This window comes from Thioclava sp. NS-SX20, from assembly GCF_057380695.1.
The window spans coordinates 1,038,956-1,054,545 of the sequence record NZ_CM170816.1 but is presented as its reverse complement, the minus strand read 5'-3'; the positions used below and the strand labels follow the sequence as shown (position 1 = coordinate 1,054,545).

At 60.0% G+C, this 15,590-nt stretch carries 15 protein-coding genes; 5 read left to right on the top strand and 10 right to left on the bottom strand.

All coding sequences use genetic code 11. The annotated features are described in order from the left end of the window. Positions 1-3: 3 nt before the first annotated feature. The 6 genes from trkA to dusB all read right to left on the bottom strand — a co-directional run bounded on the left by trkA (position 4) and on the right by dusB (position 8,723). Positions 4-1,383: a Trk system potassium transporter TrkA gene (trkA, locus tag AC2ISB_RS05315; RefSeq protein ID WP_339107274.1), complete on the bottom strand. Its 1,380-nt coding sequence runs from the start codon at positions 1,381-1,383 to the stop codon at positions 4-6. Between the two features lie 73 nt (positions 1,384-1,456). Further along, positions 1,457-2,860, bottom strand: coding sequence for a nitrogen assimilation response regulator NtrX (ntrX, locus tag AC2ISB_RS05310; RefSeq protein ID WP_339107273.1), 1,404 nt, complete (start codon positions 2,858-2,860; stop codon positions 1,457-1,459). Beyond that, positions 2,857-5,043: a sensor histidine kinase NtrY-like gene (locus AC2ISB_RS05305; RefSeq protein WP_339107272.1), complete on the bottom strand. Its 2,187-nt coding sequence runs from the start codon at positions 5,041-5,043 to the stop codon at positions 2,857-2,859. Before AC2ISB_RS05305 ends, ntrX begins: the two co-directional genes overlap by 4 nt. A 256-nt stretch (positions 5,044-5,299) precedes the next feature. After that, positions 5,300-6,679, bottom strand: coding sequence for a response regulator (locus AC2ISB_RS05300; RefSeq protein ID WP_339107271.1), 1,380 nt, complete (start codon positions 6,677-6,679; stop codon positions 5,300-5,302). A 5-nt stretch (positions 6,680-6,684) separates the two neighbouring features. Beyond that, positions 6,685-7,752, bottom strand: a complete 1,068-nt coding sequence (locus AC2ISB_RS05295; protein WP_339107270.1) for a two-component system sensor histidine kinase NtrB — start codon at positions 7,750-7,752, stop codon at positions 6,685-6,687. Next, positions 7,749-8,723 (bottom strand): tRNA dihydrouridine synthase DusB, encoded by a 975-nt coding sequence (gene dusB / locus AC2ISB_RS05290; RefSeq protein ID WP_486576439.1) that lies wholly within the window; start codon positions 8,721-8,723, stop codon positions 7,749-7,751. Before dusB ends, AC2ISB_RS05295 begins: the two co-directional genes overlap by 4 nt. Before the next feature lie 228 nt (positions 8,724-8,951). On the opposite strand from dusB, the gene AC2ISB_RS05285 reads away from it, so the two are divergent. The 4 genes from AC2ISB_RS05285 to AC2ISB_RS05270 all read left to right on the top strand — a co-directional run bounded on the left by AC2ISB_RS05285 (position 8,952) and on the right by AC2ISB_RS05270 (position 12,485). Continuing rightward, positions 8,952-10,112: a bifunctional 2-C-methyl-D-erythritol 4-phosphate cytidylyltransferase/2-C-methyl-D-erythritol 2,4-cyclodiphosphate synthase gene (locus AC2ISB_RS05285; protein WP_486576437.1), complete on the top strand. Its 1,161-nt coding sequence runs from the start codon at positions 8,952-8,954 to the stop codon at positions 10,110-10,112. Between the two features lie 35 nt (positions 10,113-10,147). Continuing rightward, positions 10,148-10,639: a phosphatidylglycerophosphatase A family protein gene (locus AC2ISB_RS05280; RefSeq protein ID WP_406720744.1), complete on the top strand. Its 492-nt coding sequence runs from the start codon at positions 10,148-10,150 to the stop codon at positions 10,637-10,639. A gap of 14 nt (positions 10,640-10,653) precedes the next feature. Beyond that, on the top strand, positions 10,654-11,127 hold the full coding sequence (locus tag AC2ISB_RS05275) for a CinA family protein (RefSeq protein WP_486576435.1): 474 nt from the start codon (positions 10,654-10,656) through the stop codon (positions 11,125-11,127). Positions 11,128-11,306: 179 nt separating this feature from the next. Beyond that, on the top strand, positions 11,307-12,485 hold the full coding sequence (locus tag AC2ISB_RS05270) for an ammonium transporter (RefSeq protein WP_339107265.1): 1,179 nt from the start codon (positions 11,307-11,309) through the stop codon (positions 12,483-12,485). 76 nt (positions 12,486-12,561) lie between these two features. Here AC2ISB_RS05270 and AC2ISB_RS05265 read toward each other — a convergent pair whose 3' ends face one another. Further along, positions 12,562-13,017, bottom strand: a complete 456-nt coding sequence (locus AC2ISB_RS05265; RefSeq protein WP_339107264.1) for a type II toxin-antitoxin system RatA family toxin — start codon at positions 13,015-13,017, stop codon at positions 12,562-12,564. Positions 13,018-13,127: 110 nt separating this feature from the next. On the opposite strand from AC2ISB_RS05265, the gene hpt reads away from it, so the two are divergent. After that, positions 13,128-13,676 (top strand): hypoxanthine phosphoribosyltransferase, encoded by a 549-nt coding sequence (hpt, locus tag AC2ISB_RS05260; RefSeq protein WP_339109505.1) that lies wholly within the window; start codon positions 13,128-13,130, stop codon positions 13,674-13,676. A 427-nt stretch (positions 13,677-14,103) separates the two neighbouring features. Here the strand turns inward: hpt and AC2ISB_RS05255 are convergent, their stop codons facing one another. The 3 genes from AC2ISB_RS05255 to AC2ISB_RS05245 are packed head-to-tail and all read right to left on the bottom strand — an operon-like array spanning position 14,104 to position 15,558. After that, on the bottom strand, positions 14,104-14,634 hold the full coding sequence (locus tag AC2ISB_RS05255) for a DsbE family thiol:disulfide interchange protein (RefSeq protein ID WP_339107263.1): 531 nt from the start codon (positions 14,632-14,634) through the stop codon (positions 14,104-14,106). Next, positions 14,627-14,833: a heme exporter protein CcmD gene (gene ccmD, locus AC2ISB_RS05250; RefSeq protein WP_339107262.1), complete on the bottom strand. Its 207-nt coding sequence runs from the start codon at positions 14,831-14,833 to the stop codon at positions 14,627-14,629. Before ccmD ends, AC2ISB_RS05255 begins: the two co-directional genes overlap by 8 nt. After that, the gene (locus AC2ISB_RS05245) at positions 14,830-15,558 is read right to left on the bottom strand and encodes a heme ABC transporter permease (protein WP_339107261.1); all 729 of its coding nucleotides are present in this window, start codon (positions 15,556-15,558) and stop codon (positions 14,830-14,832) included. The genes ccmD and AC2ISB_RS05245 overlap by 4 nt, the downstream gene beginning before the upstream one ends. Positions 15,559-15,590 lie beyond the last annotated feature (32 nt).

Sequence of the window (15,590 nt, the reverse complement as noted above, 5' to 3'; positions counted from 1 at the left end):
GCTTCAGAAATAGTCGATGGAGACCTGCAGCAGGCGCTCCACCTCGGCCACGTCATCGGCCAGCGCGAAAAGAACGACGACATCGCCTTCCTCGATGCGGGTATCGGCACGCGGGCGCACCACGATCTTGTCGCCTTTTTTCAACCCGCCAAGCAGGACGCCCTCGGGAAAATCTATGTCGCGCAACAACTTGCCAGACAAAGGTGAGGTTCCAAGCACCTGCGCTTCGATCACCTCGGCCTCGGCATCGCCGATCGAATAGATCTGGCGCACCCGCCCGTGCCGGATATGGCGCAGGATCGAGGACACGGTCGTAGCGCGCGGATTGATCTGGGCATCGATCCCCAGCGGCTCCATCATCGGGATCAGCGTCGGGTCGTTGACCAGCGTGATCGCCATCTTGCAGCCCGCCTGTTTCGCGCGCACCGCAACCAGAAGATTGGTCTTGTCATCATCGGTCACCGCCAAAAGCGCATCGGTGGCCGAGACATTGGCCTCCTCCAGCAGCTCCTGCGACATCCCGTCGCCATGCAGCACAATGGTGCGCTCAAGCGAATCCGCAGCCCGTTCGGCTTTCTCGCGCGACATCTCGATGATCTTGGCGCGCGTCCTGTCGCTGCGGGCTTCCAGTTTCTTGGCCACAGCCAGCCCGACATTCCCGCCCCCGACAATCAGGATCCGTTCCTGCTTATGGGTGTTCTTGCCGAAAATTTCGAGCGTGCGCGATACATCATCGCGATGGGTGCAGAGATAGATCTGGTCGCCGGCAAAAAGCTGGTCATTGGGCTCGGGCGCAAACAGCCGCCCCTCGCGGCGCACGCCCACCACAATCGCCCGCAGGGTCGAAAACAGATCCGTCAACTGCCGCAAAGGCGTGGACAGCACCGGACAATCGGGCTGAAGCGATATGCCCATCAGCCGCAACTGGTCTTCCATGAAACTTTCGGTATCGAATGTCGCAGGGGCCAGCAGCCGCCGCATCGCCGCCTCGGCCACCTCACGCTCGGGGCTGATGATCACATCAATGGGCAACTGGTCGCGGCGGTAGATGTCGCGATATTCCTCGTTGAGATAGCTCTGCGAGCGCAACCGCGCAATCTTGCGGGTCACGCCGAAGACAGATTGCGCAACCTGACAGGTCACCATATTGACCTCGTCGGAATGGGTCGCGGCGATGATCAGGTCGCAATCGCGCGCGCCCGCGGCCTCCAGCACATCGGGATGCGAGGCAAAGCCCACCGTCCCCTGCACATCCAGCATATCCGAGGCACGGCGCACCAGCTCGGGGTTGCTATCGACCACTGTCACATCATTGCGCTCGCCCGAAAGATGGCGTGCAATCTGCCAGCCAACCTGTCCGGCCCCACAAATGATCACCTTCATGCGACCCTCCGCAACTCACTGGCTCCGGTTCTATGCGGCAGCGCGGCAGGGGTCAATCACCCGCGCCCGTGCCTTAATCCGCATCCTCTTCAATCCGCGCCATACGACCGCCCGTTTTCGCCCCGGTCACAACACCAAGAGACTTCAGTTTGCGATGCAGGGCCGAACGCTCCATGCCGACGAAATTCGCTGTGCGGGAGATATTGCCGCCAAAACGGTTGATCTGGGTCAGCAGATATTCCCGCTCGAACAATTCGCGCGCCTCGCGCAGCGGCAAAGTCGCCAACTGCCCCGACAGCACGATGCGGCTGGATTCGGATTCTGCCGGCTGGTCCCCCTCAAGCTCGCGCGCCTCGATCTCGCCCGTGCCATCCCCGAGGATCAGAAGACGTTCGATCACATTGCGCAACTGGCGGATATTGCCCGGCCATTCCATCGTCTGCATCATCGCCAAGGCGTCGGCGGACAGCTTGCGGAGCGGCAGACCCTGGGTCTCGTTGAACTGCGCAAGGAAATACTCGGCCAGCAGCGCCAGATCCTCGCGCCGCTCCGCAAGGCCCGGCACGGCAATCGGCACCACATTCAACCGGTCATACAATTCCTGCCGGAACCGGCCCGCCGCGATCTCGGCGGTCAGGTCGCGCGTGGTCGAGCTGATGACGCGCAGATCCACCCGCACCTTATCCGCACCGCCCACACGCAGGAATTGCTGTTCCGTCAGGACACGCAGGATCTTCGATTGCGTGCCCAGCGGCATCTCGGCGACTTCGTCAAAGTAGACAACGCCGCCATGTGCCTGTTCCAGAAGGCCTTTCTCGATGCCGCGCTCCGGCGTTTCGCGCCCGAACAGGACCTCTTCCATACGGTCGGGTTCGATCGAGGCGGAATTGACGGTGATAAAAGGCGCAGTGGCGCGGGTCGAAAGCTGGTGGATATACCGCGCAGCAGTCTCCTTGCCCGAACCGGGCTCGCCGGTCAGCATGACACGACCGTTGGATTTCGTAACCTTATCAAGCTGATCGCGGAGCTTTTTAAACGCCGCACTCTCGCCCAGCATCTCGCCCGTCTGCATATCACGGCGCTTCAGCGTAGAATTTTCGCGCCGCAAACGCGATGTTTCCATAGCACGTGAAATAACCACAAGTAACTGGTCGATATTAAACGGTTTTTCGATAAAGTCATAGGCACCCTGCTTGATCGCGGCCACCGCGATCTCGACATTGCCATGCCCCGAAATGATGATGATCGGAATATCGGGATTGTCACGCTTTGTCGTCTTCAGGATGTCGATCCCGTCCATCCGGCTATCCTTGAGCCAGATATCAAGGATCATCAGCGCCGGTGGCTCTGCATTGACCGCATCCATACATTCATCGGAATTCGACGCCATGCGGGTCGAATAACCTTCGTCTTGCAGGATCTCGGAAATCAGTTCCCGAATATCCTTCTCATCGTCGACAATCAGAATATCGCTCATGTCAGCTCACTATCCTTGATGGCGCGCACTGCCGCATGGGCACGAGGCAGGCGGATTTCGGCAAGGGCACCGCAATGGGCACCGGGGTGAAATGGCGGCGCATCCCGAAGCATCAAAGTGCCGCCATGCTCTTCAATGATTTTCTTTACAATAGAAAGCCCTAGACCTGTTCCTTTAGAGCGGGTCGTCACATAGGGCTCGAACAGACGCGACCGGTCTTCGGGCAGACCTATCCCGTTATCCATAATGCGCAGCGTCACGAATTCGGGCTGCACCTGCATCACAACGCGCACTTCCGGCGCATACCCCTCTTCAGCGCCTTTTTCATAAAGCGATTCAACCGCTTCACCGGCATTCTTGATAAGGTTTGTTACCGCCTGCCCGATCATGGTCTGATCAAGCTCGACCAGAAGCGGGCCCTCCGGCAGATCGGCATTCAAGACGGCGCCATGCAGCGCACCTTCCTGAATGGTAATGGCATCCCGCAGCAACTGCACCAGATCCACCTCGCGCCGGTCCGGCTCGGGCATACGCGCGAATTTAGAGAACTCGTCAACAATACGCCGCAAGTCATTGGTCTGGCGAATGATAACGCCCGTCAGCTGCTCAAGGGCCGGCTCCTCATCGCCCACATGTTTGCGGAATTTGCGCTTGATCCTTTCAGCAGAAAGCTGGATCGGGGTCAGCGGGTTCTTGATTTCATGCGCGATACGGCGGGCCACATCCCCCCAAGCCGCCATTCGTTGTGCAGACACAAGCTCGGTCACATCTTCGAAGGCGATCACATAGCCTTCGCGCAACCCGTCCTCGCGCAGACGCAGCGCCACGCGCACAAGAAGGCTTTCCAGCTTGCCATAGCGCGAAACCCGAACCTCTTCTTGAAGCACGTCCTGAACAGCACCGTGCAAACGACTGAAAATATCCAGAAATTCCGGAACAGCATCAGCGATCATCCGTTGGTGATCCTTGATATTATCCAGATCGAGGAGCTTGGCAGCAGAGCGGTTGATGAAATCGATGCGCCCTTCGGCATCCAGTCCGATCACACCCGATGTCACCGACCCCAGAACCGAGTCAAACAGGCGGCGCTGTTCTTCGGTGATCGAATGGCTGGCCATCAGAGCCACTCGCTGGTCCTTAAGCTGGCCGGTCATCCGGTTGAAGCTCCGCCCGAGCATGGCAATCTCGTCATCGCCCTCAGCCTCGAGCACGCGCGCATCCAGATCCCCCGCACCGACCTTTTCAGCGGCCACCGCCATACGCCCGATCGGCAACGAAAGCCTCTCGGCAAACCACAACCCAAGCCAGACAGCGGCGAGAATGAGAATGAGCGCGAAACCCATGTAAACAAGCCCGAATTCAAACAGAACCCGTCCGCGCGTGGCTTCAAGTTGCTGATACAGCGTCACCGTGGTGCGCGTGTCGTCCAACAGCGACAAAATCGAGCCATCCACTTTGCGTGACACGTAAAGGTATCTGTCAGCAAAGGCGTCTAACTGCTTGAGCGCGCGAAATTCGTTGTCATCCCAATCCTCGATCAGGACGGTTTTACCCGATTGCGCCTGAACAATTTTCTCTGGCGCTGGCTTCTCGAAATCGAACAGATAGCTGCGATCGCCACGCGCGACAATCTCGCCGGTTCCGTCAATGACATAGGCTTCTTTCAAACCGCGTTGAATACCGCTTTGCCCCGCCACCAGCAGTTCGCGCAGCTCCCCGTTCGACATGAAGGTCGCGGCCTGCCGGCGCAGATTCAGAAACCCTGCAAGCGCATTGGCATCTTCCAGAAGGTCACGACGATGTTCATCCTGATAGGCTTCGGCAGCTTGCAAAGACGTGCCAACCACCTGCCGGACCCGATCCGAAAACCAGCCTTCCATGCCGATATTGACCGTCAAACCGGCAAATAGCGCTACCAGAACTGTCGGGACAAGCGCGACAAAGGCAAAGATCCCCGTCAGGCGCAATGTCAGTCGGGACCCGACAGAGCGCTTTCGCCGCGCGGCAAGCATCTGTGCAAGTCGCGTGGTAATAAGCCCTGCCAAGCCCATGAAATAAATGAAATCCGCAAGCAGGATAAGACGCAGGGAACCGCTATCGCTCCCCTGTGCCAGCGGCCCCAGAACCACGAATGTGGCAATCGCCAGAATCGGCCCGAGGATAACAAGACTTAGGGTCATCATGTTCTGGACCCGACGCTGCCTACGCAAACGCACGAGCCGATCCCACCACGCCCCTCGATGTCGATTGACCGATTTCACTGCCGCCCCCGAATACCGGAATAAGCCGGATGTCCTTCTTTTGGGCGCATCTCTTGCTTCTGTTGCCAGATTACATCAGCGCGGCAGGAGTGTCACGCTAAATAAGTCACAGAAACGAAAATTTAAACATGGATTTGCAATGAAAAACCGCCCGGAGAAACCTCCGGGCGGTAGGATTTCAGGTCAGTTTCCGGCGGCGTGTCACCTGAATATCGAGATCGGTGATTTTCTTCCGCAAGGTGTTTCTGTTGATGCCCAGAAGGTCGGCGCAGCGGGCCTGATTGCCACCGGTGGCATCCAAAGCGATTTCAATCAACGGCGCTTCCATCTCTTTCAGGATCCGGTCATAGAGCCCCGGAGCTGGCAGGTTGCCCCCGTGAAGATCGAAATACCGGCGCAGGTGACGGGCAATCGACGCCGAGAGTTTTTCGCCTTCCCCGCCGGGTCGAAGCGGTTCGACAGCCGGTTGGTTGCCCAGAACGGCCTCAACCTCAAGCCGCGAGATCTCTTCCTCCGAAGAGGTCACAACCAGCCGCCGGATGGTGTTTTCCAACTGGCGCACATTGCCAGGCCAGGCGTAAGCCCGCACCAAGGACATCGCATCCGCCGAGAAATGCCGCAGCCCCAAGCCCTCATTTTCCGAGCGGCCAAGGAAATGTTCGGCCAGCAGCGGGATATCCTCCACCCTTTCACGCAGCGGCGGAACCGCCAAGGTCACCCCCCCGAGGCGGTAATAGAGGTCCTGACGGAACTTGTCCGCCTCCATCAGCGCCGCCAGATCGACCTGCGTTGTTGCCATGATCCGCGGCGCGGGGTCCGGCAGCGCATCCAGCAGGCGCACGATTTTCGCCTGCGTCTCGTCGTCATAATCGCCCACCTCGTCAAACACGAGACTGCCGCCCTTGGCCCGCGTGATCAGCGAGGCCGCCCCTTCGCTGCCTTGCAGATCCGAGGCCTGCGCGACCACGAAGGGCAATGTCCGACGATCAGAAAAATCGTGGATTGCCCGTGCGATAAGCGACTTTCCTGTACCGGATTCCCCCAAGATCAGCACCGGCAGATCGGCATTCATCACCCGCGCGACAAGGCGATAGAGCGCCTGCATCGACTGGGTGCGCCCGACCAGCGGCAGGTCGCTTTTCTGCTCGCGCGGCTCGATCTCGACGGGCTTCGGCGGCGAGACCTGATGCTTGCGTTTCTGCTCGAGCGCCTTTTGCGCGCGCTTCATCAGATCGGGCAGATCGAACGGCTTGGGCAGATAATCATAGGCATCGGCCTCGGCAGCCTGCACCGCCGTCATGATGGTGTTCTGCGCCGAAATCACGATGACCGGCAGGCCGGGGCGCAATTCGGCAATTTTCGGAAGCTGCTGCAACCCGTTTCCGTCGGGCATCATCACATCCGAGATCACCAGATCGCCTTTGCCCTCCTCGACCCAGCGCATCAGCGTGGTCAGGGAGGCGGTCGCATGCACGCGGCACCCTGCCCGCGTCAAAGCTTGGGTCAAAACGGTTCGGATGGTGCGATCGTCATCAGCAACAAGGACTGTACCGTCCATGGGCGTTACTCCTCTTCTCGGGCGACTGGCAGGGAAATACGGAATACGGTCCGACCGGGAACGGAATCGAGATTGATCCATCCATCATGGTCGGAAATGATCTTGGAGACGAGCGCGAGACCAAGCCCCGTGCCGTTCTCGCGTCCGGAGACGAAGGGTTCGAATACATTCGCCGCAATATCTGCAGGGATGCCGGGGCCGTCATCGATGATCTCGATCTGCAGCGGCAGCGCCTTCCCGCGCCCATCCGCCGTGCGGATACGCAGCTTATGTTCGTAGAAGGTGTGAATCGTGATTGTGCCTTCTGTTTTAGCGGCTTGGCTTGCGTTCTTCAGAAGGTTCAGGAAGACCTGCGTCAGCTGATCGGCATCGCCCAGCGTCAACGGCAGCGACGGGTCGTAATCATCGCGGATGACCATATGCCCGCCAAAGCCGACCTCTGCCGATTTGCGCGCACGGTCCAGCACGTCATGGATGTTGACAGGCTTCTTCTCCGGCGGACGGACATTGCCGAACTGCTCGACCTGCTCAAGCAGCTTGACCACCCGCCGCGTCTCGTCAACGATCAGATCCGTCAGTTCCAGATCCTCGCCCGTCAGCCCCATCGACAAAAGCTGCGCCGCCCCTGCAATCCCCGCCAGCGGGTTCTTGATCTCATGGGCCAGCATTTCGGCCATGCCAATCGCCGAACGCGCCGCGGTCTTTGCCATATTGGCGCGGCCAAGGCGGTCCGACAGCTCGCGCGGGGTGATGAGAAACAGGATCTGGTCGGGATCGGAGCCCAGCGTGGCAGTTTGCAGGTTGCATTGCACCGGCGCCTTCTCGCCCGTGGTCACCTCGACATCATTCACGAAAACCGTGGTCTGGCCGGAGCGGGTCCGCGCAAAGATCTCTTCGAGCGGGGCATTGATGGCCAGCCGCTCGGAGACGGATTTGCCCTGCATCGCACGGGCCGACAGATTGAGGAACTGCTCGGCTGCGGGATTGACCTCGCTTACGCAATCATAGCGGTCAATCAACAGGGCCGGAATAGGCAGGGAGTTCCAGATTACACCAGGAGCAGGCAGGGTCACGCGGCCATCCTTTCACCGAATGCGGCCCGGATCAGAGCGCGCGTGGCCTCTGGCGTCTGGGCACGAACCATCTCGTCACGCAGGGGCGCACCCGCCGCCTCGGCATACCAGCCAAGATGCTTGCGCGCGAGCCGAAGCCCCAGCTCAGCGCCGTAAAAGCGCAAAATCTCTTCGTAATGTCCAAGGATCAGCTCGGCCAGATCCACCCCTTGCGGGATCTCCGGCGCGGGCGTGCCGTAGATCTCATGGGCAATCTGGGCCAGAAGCCACGGGCGGCCCTGAATGCCCCGCCCGACCATCACCCCCGCCGCGCCGCTCTGGCGCAGGGCCTCGCGCGCGCTTGCAGCATCGGTGATGTCGCCATTGGCCACCACCGGAATGCGCACCGCCTCGACCACCTCGCGGATGGCAGCCCAATCGGCCTCGCCCTTATAGAACTGCATCCGCGTGCGCCCGTGCACGACAATCATCTGCACGCCCGCATTTTCGGCCCGACGCGCGATCTCGGCGGCATTCCGGCTTTCGTCACACCAGCCAAGGCGCATCTTGAGCGTCACCGGCACCTCGACCGCCGCCACCACGGCCTCGATCAAGGTCAGCGCATGGTCGGGATTGCGCATCAGCGCCGAGCCGGAGGCCCCGCCTGTGACTTTCTTCGCGGGGCAGCCCATATTGATGTCGATGACACGTGCGCCCATCCCCGCCACCAGTTTGGCCGCCTCGCCCATCGGCTGCGCCTCGCGCCCCGCAAGCTGCACCGAAGACGGCATGTCCAGCGACATATCGGTACGGGCCTTCGCCCGCACGGAAGGCTTCGCCGTCAGCATCTCGCCGGAGGCCACCATTTCGGACACCACAAGCCCCGCGCCGAACCCGCCGACAAGGCTGCGGAACGGCCTGTCGGTAATACCGGCCATCGGTGCCAACAGCACCGGCGGATCGATCAAGACATTATCAAGCTGGATGAACACGGAACTTCCCGAAGTAACTCTGGTTTTCTGCTACCGCCTTGAACCGCGATTCACAAATCCCCTCGGGCGATTCTATGGGCAGAAAGGCAGGAAAAATATGCATCCGCACATTATTTAGGCATCATAACGCGGAAATTGGTCGCATTTCAATAAAAGCCTGTTCTGATTGCACAGAACTTGCGCTTCGCCTAAGTCCTTGGCACAGATTTCGACAGGCAAGAGGTTCGGATGTCGATTGCATTGATCATCGTTGCCGCAGGGCGTGGCACCCGCGCCGGAGGGACGCAGCCCAAACAATGGCAGATGCTGGCCGGAAAACCGGTGCTGGCCCATACGATCGACAGTTGCCAGACGGCTCTGCGCAACGCGGGCAGGGATGCGCGGCTGCTTCTGGTGCTGCATCCCGATGATATGGCGCGCGGACTGGAACTGACCGGCGGCACCGTCACGCTGATTGCGGGGGGCGAAAGCCGTGATGCCTCGGTTCGAAACGCTTTGGAAGCCTTGGAGCACCAGAATATCGACAAGGTGCTGATCCATGACGGCGCGCGCCCCTTCCTGCCCGAAACTGTTCTGACAGGCGTGCTGGACGCGCTCGAGACCCTGCCCGCCGCCGCACCGGCCCTGCCCGTTTCGGATGCGCTCTGGCTGGGAGACAGAGCCCGCGTGGCGGGCACCCGCGACCGTAGCGGCCTCTATCGCGCGCAAACCCCGCAGGGTTTCCACTACGATGCCATTCTGGCAGCCCATCGGTCCCATCAGGGCCCTGCCCCCGATGATGTCGAAATTGCGCGTAGCGCAGGGATGGACGTTGCGATCACTCTTGGGCATGAAGACAATCTCAAGATCACCTATCCCGCAGATTTCGCCCGCGCCGAGGCGATCCTGCGGGCAAGAAAGGACGCCAGAATGGATGTAAGACTGGGCAACGGATATGACGTGCATGCGTTCACCGAGGGCGATCACGTCATTCTCTGCGGGGTGGAGATTCCGCACTCCAAAGCGCTTTTAGGCCATTCGGATGCCGATGTCGGCATGCATGCGCTGACCGACGCGATCTATGGCGCATTGGCGCAGGGCGATATCGGCCGCCATTTCCCGCCATCGGACCCGCAATGGAAAGGCGCGGCCAGCTGGATTTTCCTTGATCATGCCGCCAAGCTCGCGGGCGAGATGGGCTACCGGATCGGCAATGTCGATGTCACACTCATCTGCGAGCGCCCCAAAATCGGCCCCCACGCGCCCGCGATGATGGCCGAACTGGCCCGCATCATGGGCTGCGAGGCAAGCCGTGTCTCGGTCAAGGCCACCACTTCGGAGAAGCTGGGCTTTACGGGCCGCGAAGAAGGCATCGCCGCCATCGCCACCGTCACCCTGATTGCCGACTGACCCGACCGCCCTATCTGCGCCTTGAGGAGACGCCCATGCTGAATTTCATCAATACCTTCTTCTGGTCGGGCAAGCTGAAACCGGCCTCCGGCACCTGGGGGTCGCTGGCGGCGCTGGCCGTGGGATGGTCGATCGAGCACTGGCTGGGCTTCTGGCCGCTGGTTCTGGCCTTCGTCATTGCAACCGTTGTGGGCTTCATCACGGTGCCTGCCGAACTGAAAGACCGCCCCGGCGATGATCCCTCCGAGATCGTGATCGACGAGGTCGCGGGGCTCTGGCTCGCCATGCTATTTCCTGCTGTGGGCTTTTACATGCGCGATATGTCGATGGTCTGGCCCGGCCCCGTTGCGGCCTTCCTGCTGTTCCGTCTGTTCGACATCTGGAAACCCTCGATTGTCGGCTGGGCCGACCGCCTGCACACCCCGCAAGGCGTGATGCTGGACGACCTCTTCGCGGGGATCTTCGCGGGCATCGGCACCATCGTGCTGGCCGCGCTCTACCATATCCCGCTGATCCTGATGTCCTGATCCGGAGCCCCGTCATGTCCGACCTCGCCCCCCGCGTCATTGCCGAAGCCAAAGCCCGCGCGATCATGATTGCCACCGCGGAAAGCTGCACGGCGGGGCTGATTGCAGCCGCCCTCACCGATCTGGCGGGGTCCTCCGCCGTCTTCGAACGTGGTTTCGTCACCTATTCCAACGCCGCCAAAACCGAAATGCTGGGCGTGCCTGCCGAGATGATCGCCCGCTACGGCGCGGTCTCGGAAGCGGTCGCCCGCGCAATGGCCACCGGCGCCCTGCGCAACAGCCGTGCCACGCTTGCCGTTTCGGTCACCGGCATCGCAGGCCCCGGCGGATCGGAGCATAAACCCGAAGGGCGCGTCTGTTTCGGACTGGCCTGTGACTGGGCGCCCCCCGTCACGAGCACCTGCGAATTCGGCGCCATCGGGCGCGAACTGGTGCGCCTGCATACCCGCGAACATGCTCTGGATTTAATCCTGTCGGCGCTAAAATAAGCGCCGTAAAAATTCTCATAACGGCCAGTATTTAATCACACACCCCAAAATATACGCCATTTTTGCAGCATTTCATAAAATGCGCAGATATTAACCCGTTCAAGGTCCGATTTGCCTCTTTCAAGGCCCCCAAGAAGAGATATGCCGCCTGCGCGCTATCTTTTTACGGAGGACGTCGGATGAGCGGAGCAGATACCGCATGGGTTATGGTTGCCACAGCCCTTGTTCTATTCATGACCTTGCCGGGGCTGGCCCTGTTCTATGGCGGGCTGGTGCGGGCGCGCAACGTCCTGTCGGTCTTCATGCAATGTTTTGCCGTCGCCGCCCTGATGAGCGTTTTGTGGCTTGTCTTCGGCTACTCGCTCGCCTTTGGTCATGCGAACGGCTTCTGGGGCGGCTTCGGGAAAATCGCGCTGATCGGGCTTACACCCGAAACGCTTTGGGGCACGATTCCCGAAATCGCCTTCTTCGCGTTCCAGATGACCTTCGCCATCATCACGCCCGCCCTCATTATCGGGGCCTTCGTCGAGCGGATCAATTTCTCCTTCGTGCTGGCCTTCTGTGCCCTGTGGATGCTGGCGGTCTATGCGCCCGTCACCCACTGGATCTGGGGCGGCGGCATGATGGCCGATGGCGGGATTTTCGGCGCGACCGGCACCAAAGATTTCGCCGGCGGAATCGTGGTGCATGAGACCGCAGCTCTTGCCGCGCTGCTTCTGGCAGTCATGGTCGGGCCGCGCGCCAAACGCCACACGCCGCCGCATAGCCCCGTGCTGGTGGCCATAGGAGCGGGGATGCTCTGGGTCGGCTGGTTCGGCTTCAACGGCGGATCGCAACTGGCCGCCGATGGCGGGGCGGCAATGGCAATCACCGTCACGCATATCTCGGCCTCGGCGGCCTCGCTGTCTTGGGCCTTGTGGGAACGCATCAAATTCGGCAAATCCAGCCTGATCGGCCTTGTCACCGGCACCATTGCAGGGCTGGCCTCGATCACTCCAGCGGCAGGCTTTGTCGGCCCGCTCGAAGCCTTGGCCATCGGCGTCATCGCGGGGATCCTGTGTCAGGAAGCCGTGATCCTTCTGCGCGACAAAATCCGCATCGACGACTCGTTGGATGTCTTTGCCGTGCACGGAATCGGTGGCATTTTCGGCACCATCATGATTGCGGCCCTCGGCCACGGTGCGTGGCTGGCACAGCTGGGCGCACTGGTGGTGGTCGGGCTTTACACACTTGGCGTCAGCTGGCTGATCGCGAAACTCGTCGCACGGGTCTTCCCGATGCGGGTCTCAAAAGAAGACGAGAATAACGGCCTCGATCTCAGCTCGCATGGCGAGCGCGCCTATGACCATACGTCCTGAGCCATTTAAAAAGCCGCCTCTTGGGGCGGCTTTTTTTGACAGCATCTAGCGACGGCCCTCAGGCATTCCGGCCGCCTCAGGCATTGCCGTAAAGCGCGTGAGCGCGATCCTCGAACGCCTTCACGATACGGCGCATGGCCTCGTTGAAAACCGTGCCAATAACGCCTTGCAAGATCATGTTTTTAAATTCAAAATCCACAAAGAACTGAACCTTGCAGCCGCCCTCGGGAAGGTCTTCGAAATCCCATGTGCTTTTGAGATATTTGAATGGCCCGTCAAGATATTCGGTATCGATATGGTAGCGGTCGGGCCAAAGCGTCACACGCGATCCAAAGCGTTCGCGGAAAACTTTAAACGAAATCACCAGATCCGCGAGCATGACCGTAGAGCCATCGGCCTGAAGCTCGGTCGAACGGATACGCGCCGCAGAATTCCACGGCAGGAATTTCGGATAATTCTGCACATCTGCCACCAGATCATACATTTGGCGTGCGCTATACGGTAGCACGCGACTGTCAGACTGTTTTGGCATACCCGGCCTTCTTCCCATTACCCTTGTTTCGCCGCCCCTTTACTTGCGATAAACGGAACGAGATTCAAGAGCCGATCACGCAAAGCGGCTCTCCCAAGGAGCCAAAGCCGATGACCGACCGTCCCTATGAAATCGAAACGTTCATTTCTGCCAAGCAAATCGCCGCGCGTGTCGAGACATTGGCCGCCGAAATCACCGAACATTTCGCCGGAACCGACAAGCTGGTGGTCATCGGCCTGCTGCGCGGGTCATTCGTGTTCATCGCCGATCTGATCCGCGAGATCCATCTGCCCTGCGAGGTCGATTTCCTTGAGGCATCAAGCTATGGCAACGAGACGACATCTTCGCGGGAAGTCCGCATTCTCAAGGACTTGCGCGGAAATATTGGCGGGCGGGATGTGCTTGTGGTCGAGGATATTGTCGACACCGGCCACACGATCTCGAAGATCATGGAGATGCTTCGGGCGCGTGGTCCGCGCAAAATCGCCTGCTGCGCCATGCTTGATAAACCTTCGCGACGGGAAGTCGACGTTAAAGCCGACTGGTGCGGCTTTTCGATTCCCGACGAGTTTGTCATCGGCTACGGGCTTGATTTTGCACAAAGTCATCGCAACCTGCCTTATATCGGCACAGTCAAATTTCTGGATGACAAAAAGTGAACCTGATCTGGCTCCTGCGGATGGCGAAATGGGTACGTCATCCGCCCTCAAAACGACAGGTGCGGATCATGCTGGTGGTTGCGGCCTGCGTCCTCCTTGTTCTGGGGCTGGATTGGCTGGGCCTATGGCCGGATTGGGCCAAGAGCACGCCACAGAGCCGGCAGAGGATTTATTGAACAACCAAACCGCTTTGGATGATTTTCAAAGCGGTTTGAACTCAAAAAAAACGTCATCATGGGCGCATCTGAGAGAACGGAGCACAACCGTCCATGAACCACATGTCGGACAGGGCTCCCCAGTGTCGCAGGCTCTCAAACTGGCGGGCGTAAACATCATGCAAGGGCCCGCAAGGGGCCTTCGTCCTCCGGCAGCATGATCGATGATCAGGCCAGCCGTCCATCGCGTGGCATCCGGTGATCGACAGGCTCTATTGCGACGCTTTCGGCAGCAGAGGCCGGATTTTCTGAGCAATCACATCCTCGGTCAGAGGCCCTGCATACCGCATCAAAACCTTGCCCTGCCCATCCACGACGAAAGTTTCCGGCACCCCGTAGACGCCCCAGTTTAACGCCATCTGACCTTGCGGATCCTGACCGGCCCGCGCAAAGGGATTCCCAAGACTATTGAGGAATTTCAGCGCCTTATCAGGGGTATCTTTATAGTTTACACCAAGAATTTCCACCCCTTGCCCAGAGAGCGCCTCAAGGTTTGGATGCTCGACCCGACAGGGCGCGCACCATGACGCCCAGAAATTCACTAGCTTCACCTGACCGTCGCGCAGATCGCTATTGTTGAACTCCGGCAGGCTGCCCAGCGGGGACAGGGCCACGGCGGGCGCGTCCTTTCCGGCAAAGGCTGTGGGCAACTGGCTTGGATCCTGCCGCCACATCCCCCAGACGAACAGGATCGCCAATCCCGCGAAAACCAGCGGCGGCGCCAGCATCAGAGGCTTAACCATTGTGGCTCTCCTCACGGCTGTCCTGCATCGGCGTGTTTTGCCGACGGATGTCGTGCATACGGGCCTCCTGCCGCGCCAGTGCCGCCTTCACGCGGCGCCCCTGCCAAAGCGTGACAGCCACAAGCACCAGCAGCAGAAACAGACAGGCCCCCCAGCTGATCAGCACCGTATATTCGTATTTCCCCAGATCGATCATCATGCCATCCGCTCCCGTTGTTCAAGCGCATGCAAGCGACGACGCCGGATCTCGGTGCGGGTCCGCAGCAGAACCAGCGTCACGAAAAAAAGGCCGAACCCCACCAGACACAGCAGAAGCGGGAACCAGTAGACATTGGCGATATGCTGTTCGCGGTCCATCGACAGCGTCGCCCCCTGATGCAGCCCCTGATTCCAGAAATTCACCGCATAGCGCGACAGCAGCGCAAACACGGACCCCACAAGACACAGCACGCCCGTCAGATCGGCGGCGGTATCGGGATTATCGATAGCGGCCCAAAGCGCCATATAGCCGAGATAGAAAAGGAACAGGATCAGGAACGAGGTCAGACGCGGATCCCATGCCCACCACGTCCCCCACATCGGCTCGCCCCAGACCGCACCGGTGATCAGGGCGATGACCGTCATGACCATACCAACGGGGGCAGCGGCCTTGGCCGCAAGCGCGGAGACATGGTGGCGGCGGATAATCCAGATCAGCGAGGTGACCAGCATCATGATCCAGATATTGATCGCCATCATCGCTGCGGGCACATGCACATAGATGACCTTGACGCTGGAGCCGAAATTATCGGCGGCAGGCGTGAAGAAGAACCCCCAGACCAGCCCCGGCACGAGGGTGAGGACAGTCAGGACCACCACGAATGGCAGCAGCTTATCGGTCGTTCGCATGAACTTGACCGGATTGGCGTATTCCCAAATGGACATCAGTGGCGGCACCTTTCAACGAACGTCGCAGA

Bases quoted from the DNA above. Each gene is read 5' to 3' on its own strand.
- trkA (WP_339107274.1), bottom strand. From the start codon at position 1,383: ATGAAGGTGATCATTTGTGGGGCCGGACAGGTTGGCTGGCAGATTGCA.
- ntrX (WP_339107273.1), bottom strand. From the start codon at position 2,860: ATGAGCGATATTCTGATTGTCGACGATGAGAAGGATATTCGGGAACTG.
- AC2ISB_RS05305 (WP_339107272.1), bottom strand. From the start codon at position 5,043: ATGATGACCCTAAGTCTTGTTATCCTCGGGCCGATTCTGGCGATTGCC.
- AC2ISB_RS05300 (WP_339107271.1), bottom strand. From the start codon at position 6,679: ATGGACGGTACAGTCCTTGTTGCTGATGACGATCGCACCATCCGAACC.
- AC2ISB_RS05285 (WP_486576437.1), top strand. From the start codon at position 8,952: ATGTCGATTGCATTGATCATCGTTGCCGCAGGGCGTGGCACCCGCGCC.
- AC2ISB_RS05280 (WP_406720744.1), top strand. From the start codon at position 10,148: ATGCTGAATTTCATCAATACCTTCTTCTGGTCGGGCAAGCTGAAACCG.
- AC2ISB_RS05275 (WP_486576435.1), top strand. From the start codon at position 10,654: ATGTCCGACCTCGCCCCCCGCGTCATTGCCGAAGCCAAAGCCCGCGCG.
- AC2ISB_RS05270 (WP_339107265.1), top strand. From the start codon at position 11,307: ATGAGCGGAGCAGATACCGCATGGGTTATGGTTGCCACAGCCCTTGTT.
- AC2ISB_RS05265 (WP_339107264.1), bottom strand. From the start codon at position 13,017: ATGCCAAAACAGTCTGACAGTCGCGTGCTACCGTATAGCGCACGCCAA.
- hpt (WP_339109505.1), top strand. From the start codon at position 13,128: ATGACCGACCGTCCCTATGAAATCGAAACGTTCATTTCTGCCAAGCAA.
- AC2ISB_RS05255 (WP_339107263.1), bottom strand. From the start codon at position 14,634: ATGGTTAAGCCTCTGATGCTGGCGCCGCCGCTGGTTTTCGCGGGATTG.
- ccmD (WP_339107262.1), bottom strand. From the start codon at position 14,833: ATGATGATCGATCTGGGGAAATACGAATATACGGTGCTGATCAGCTGG.
- AC2ISB_RS05245 (WP_339107261.1), bottom strand. From the start codon at position 15,558: ATGTCCATTTGGGAATACGCCAATCCGGTCAAGTTCATGCGAACGACC.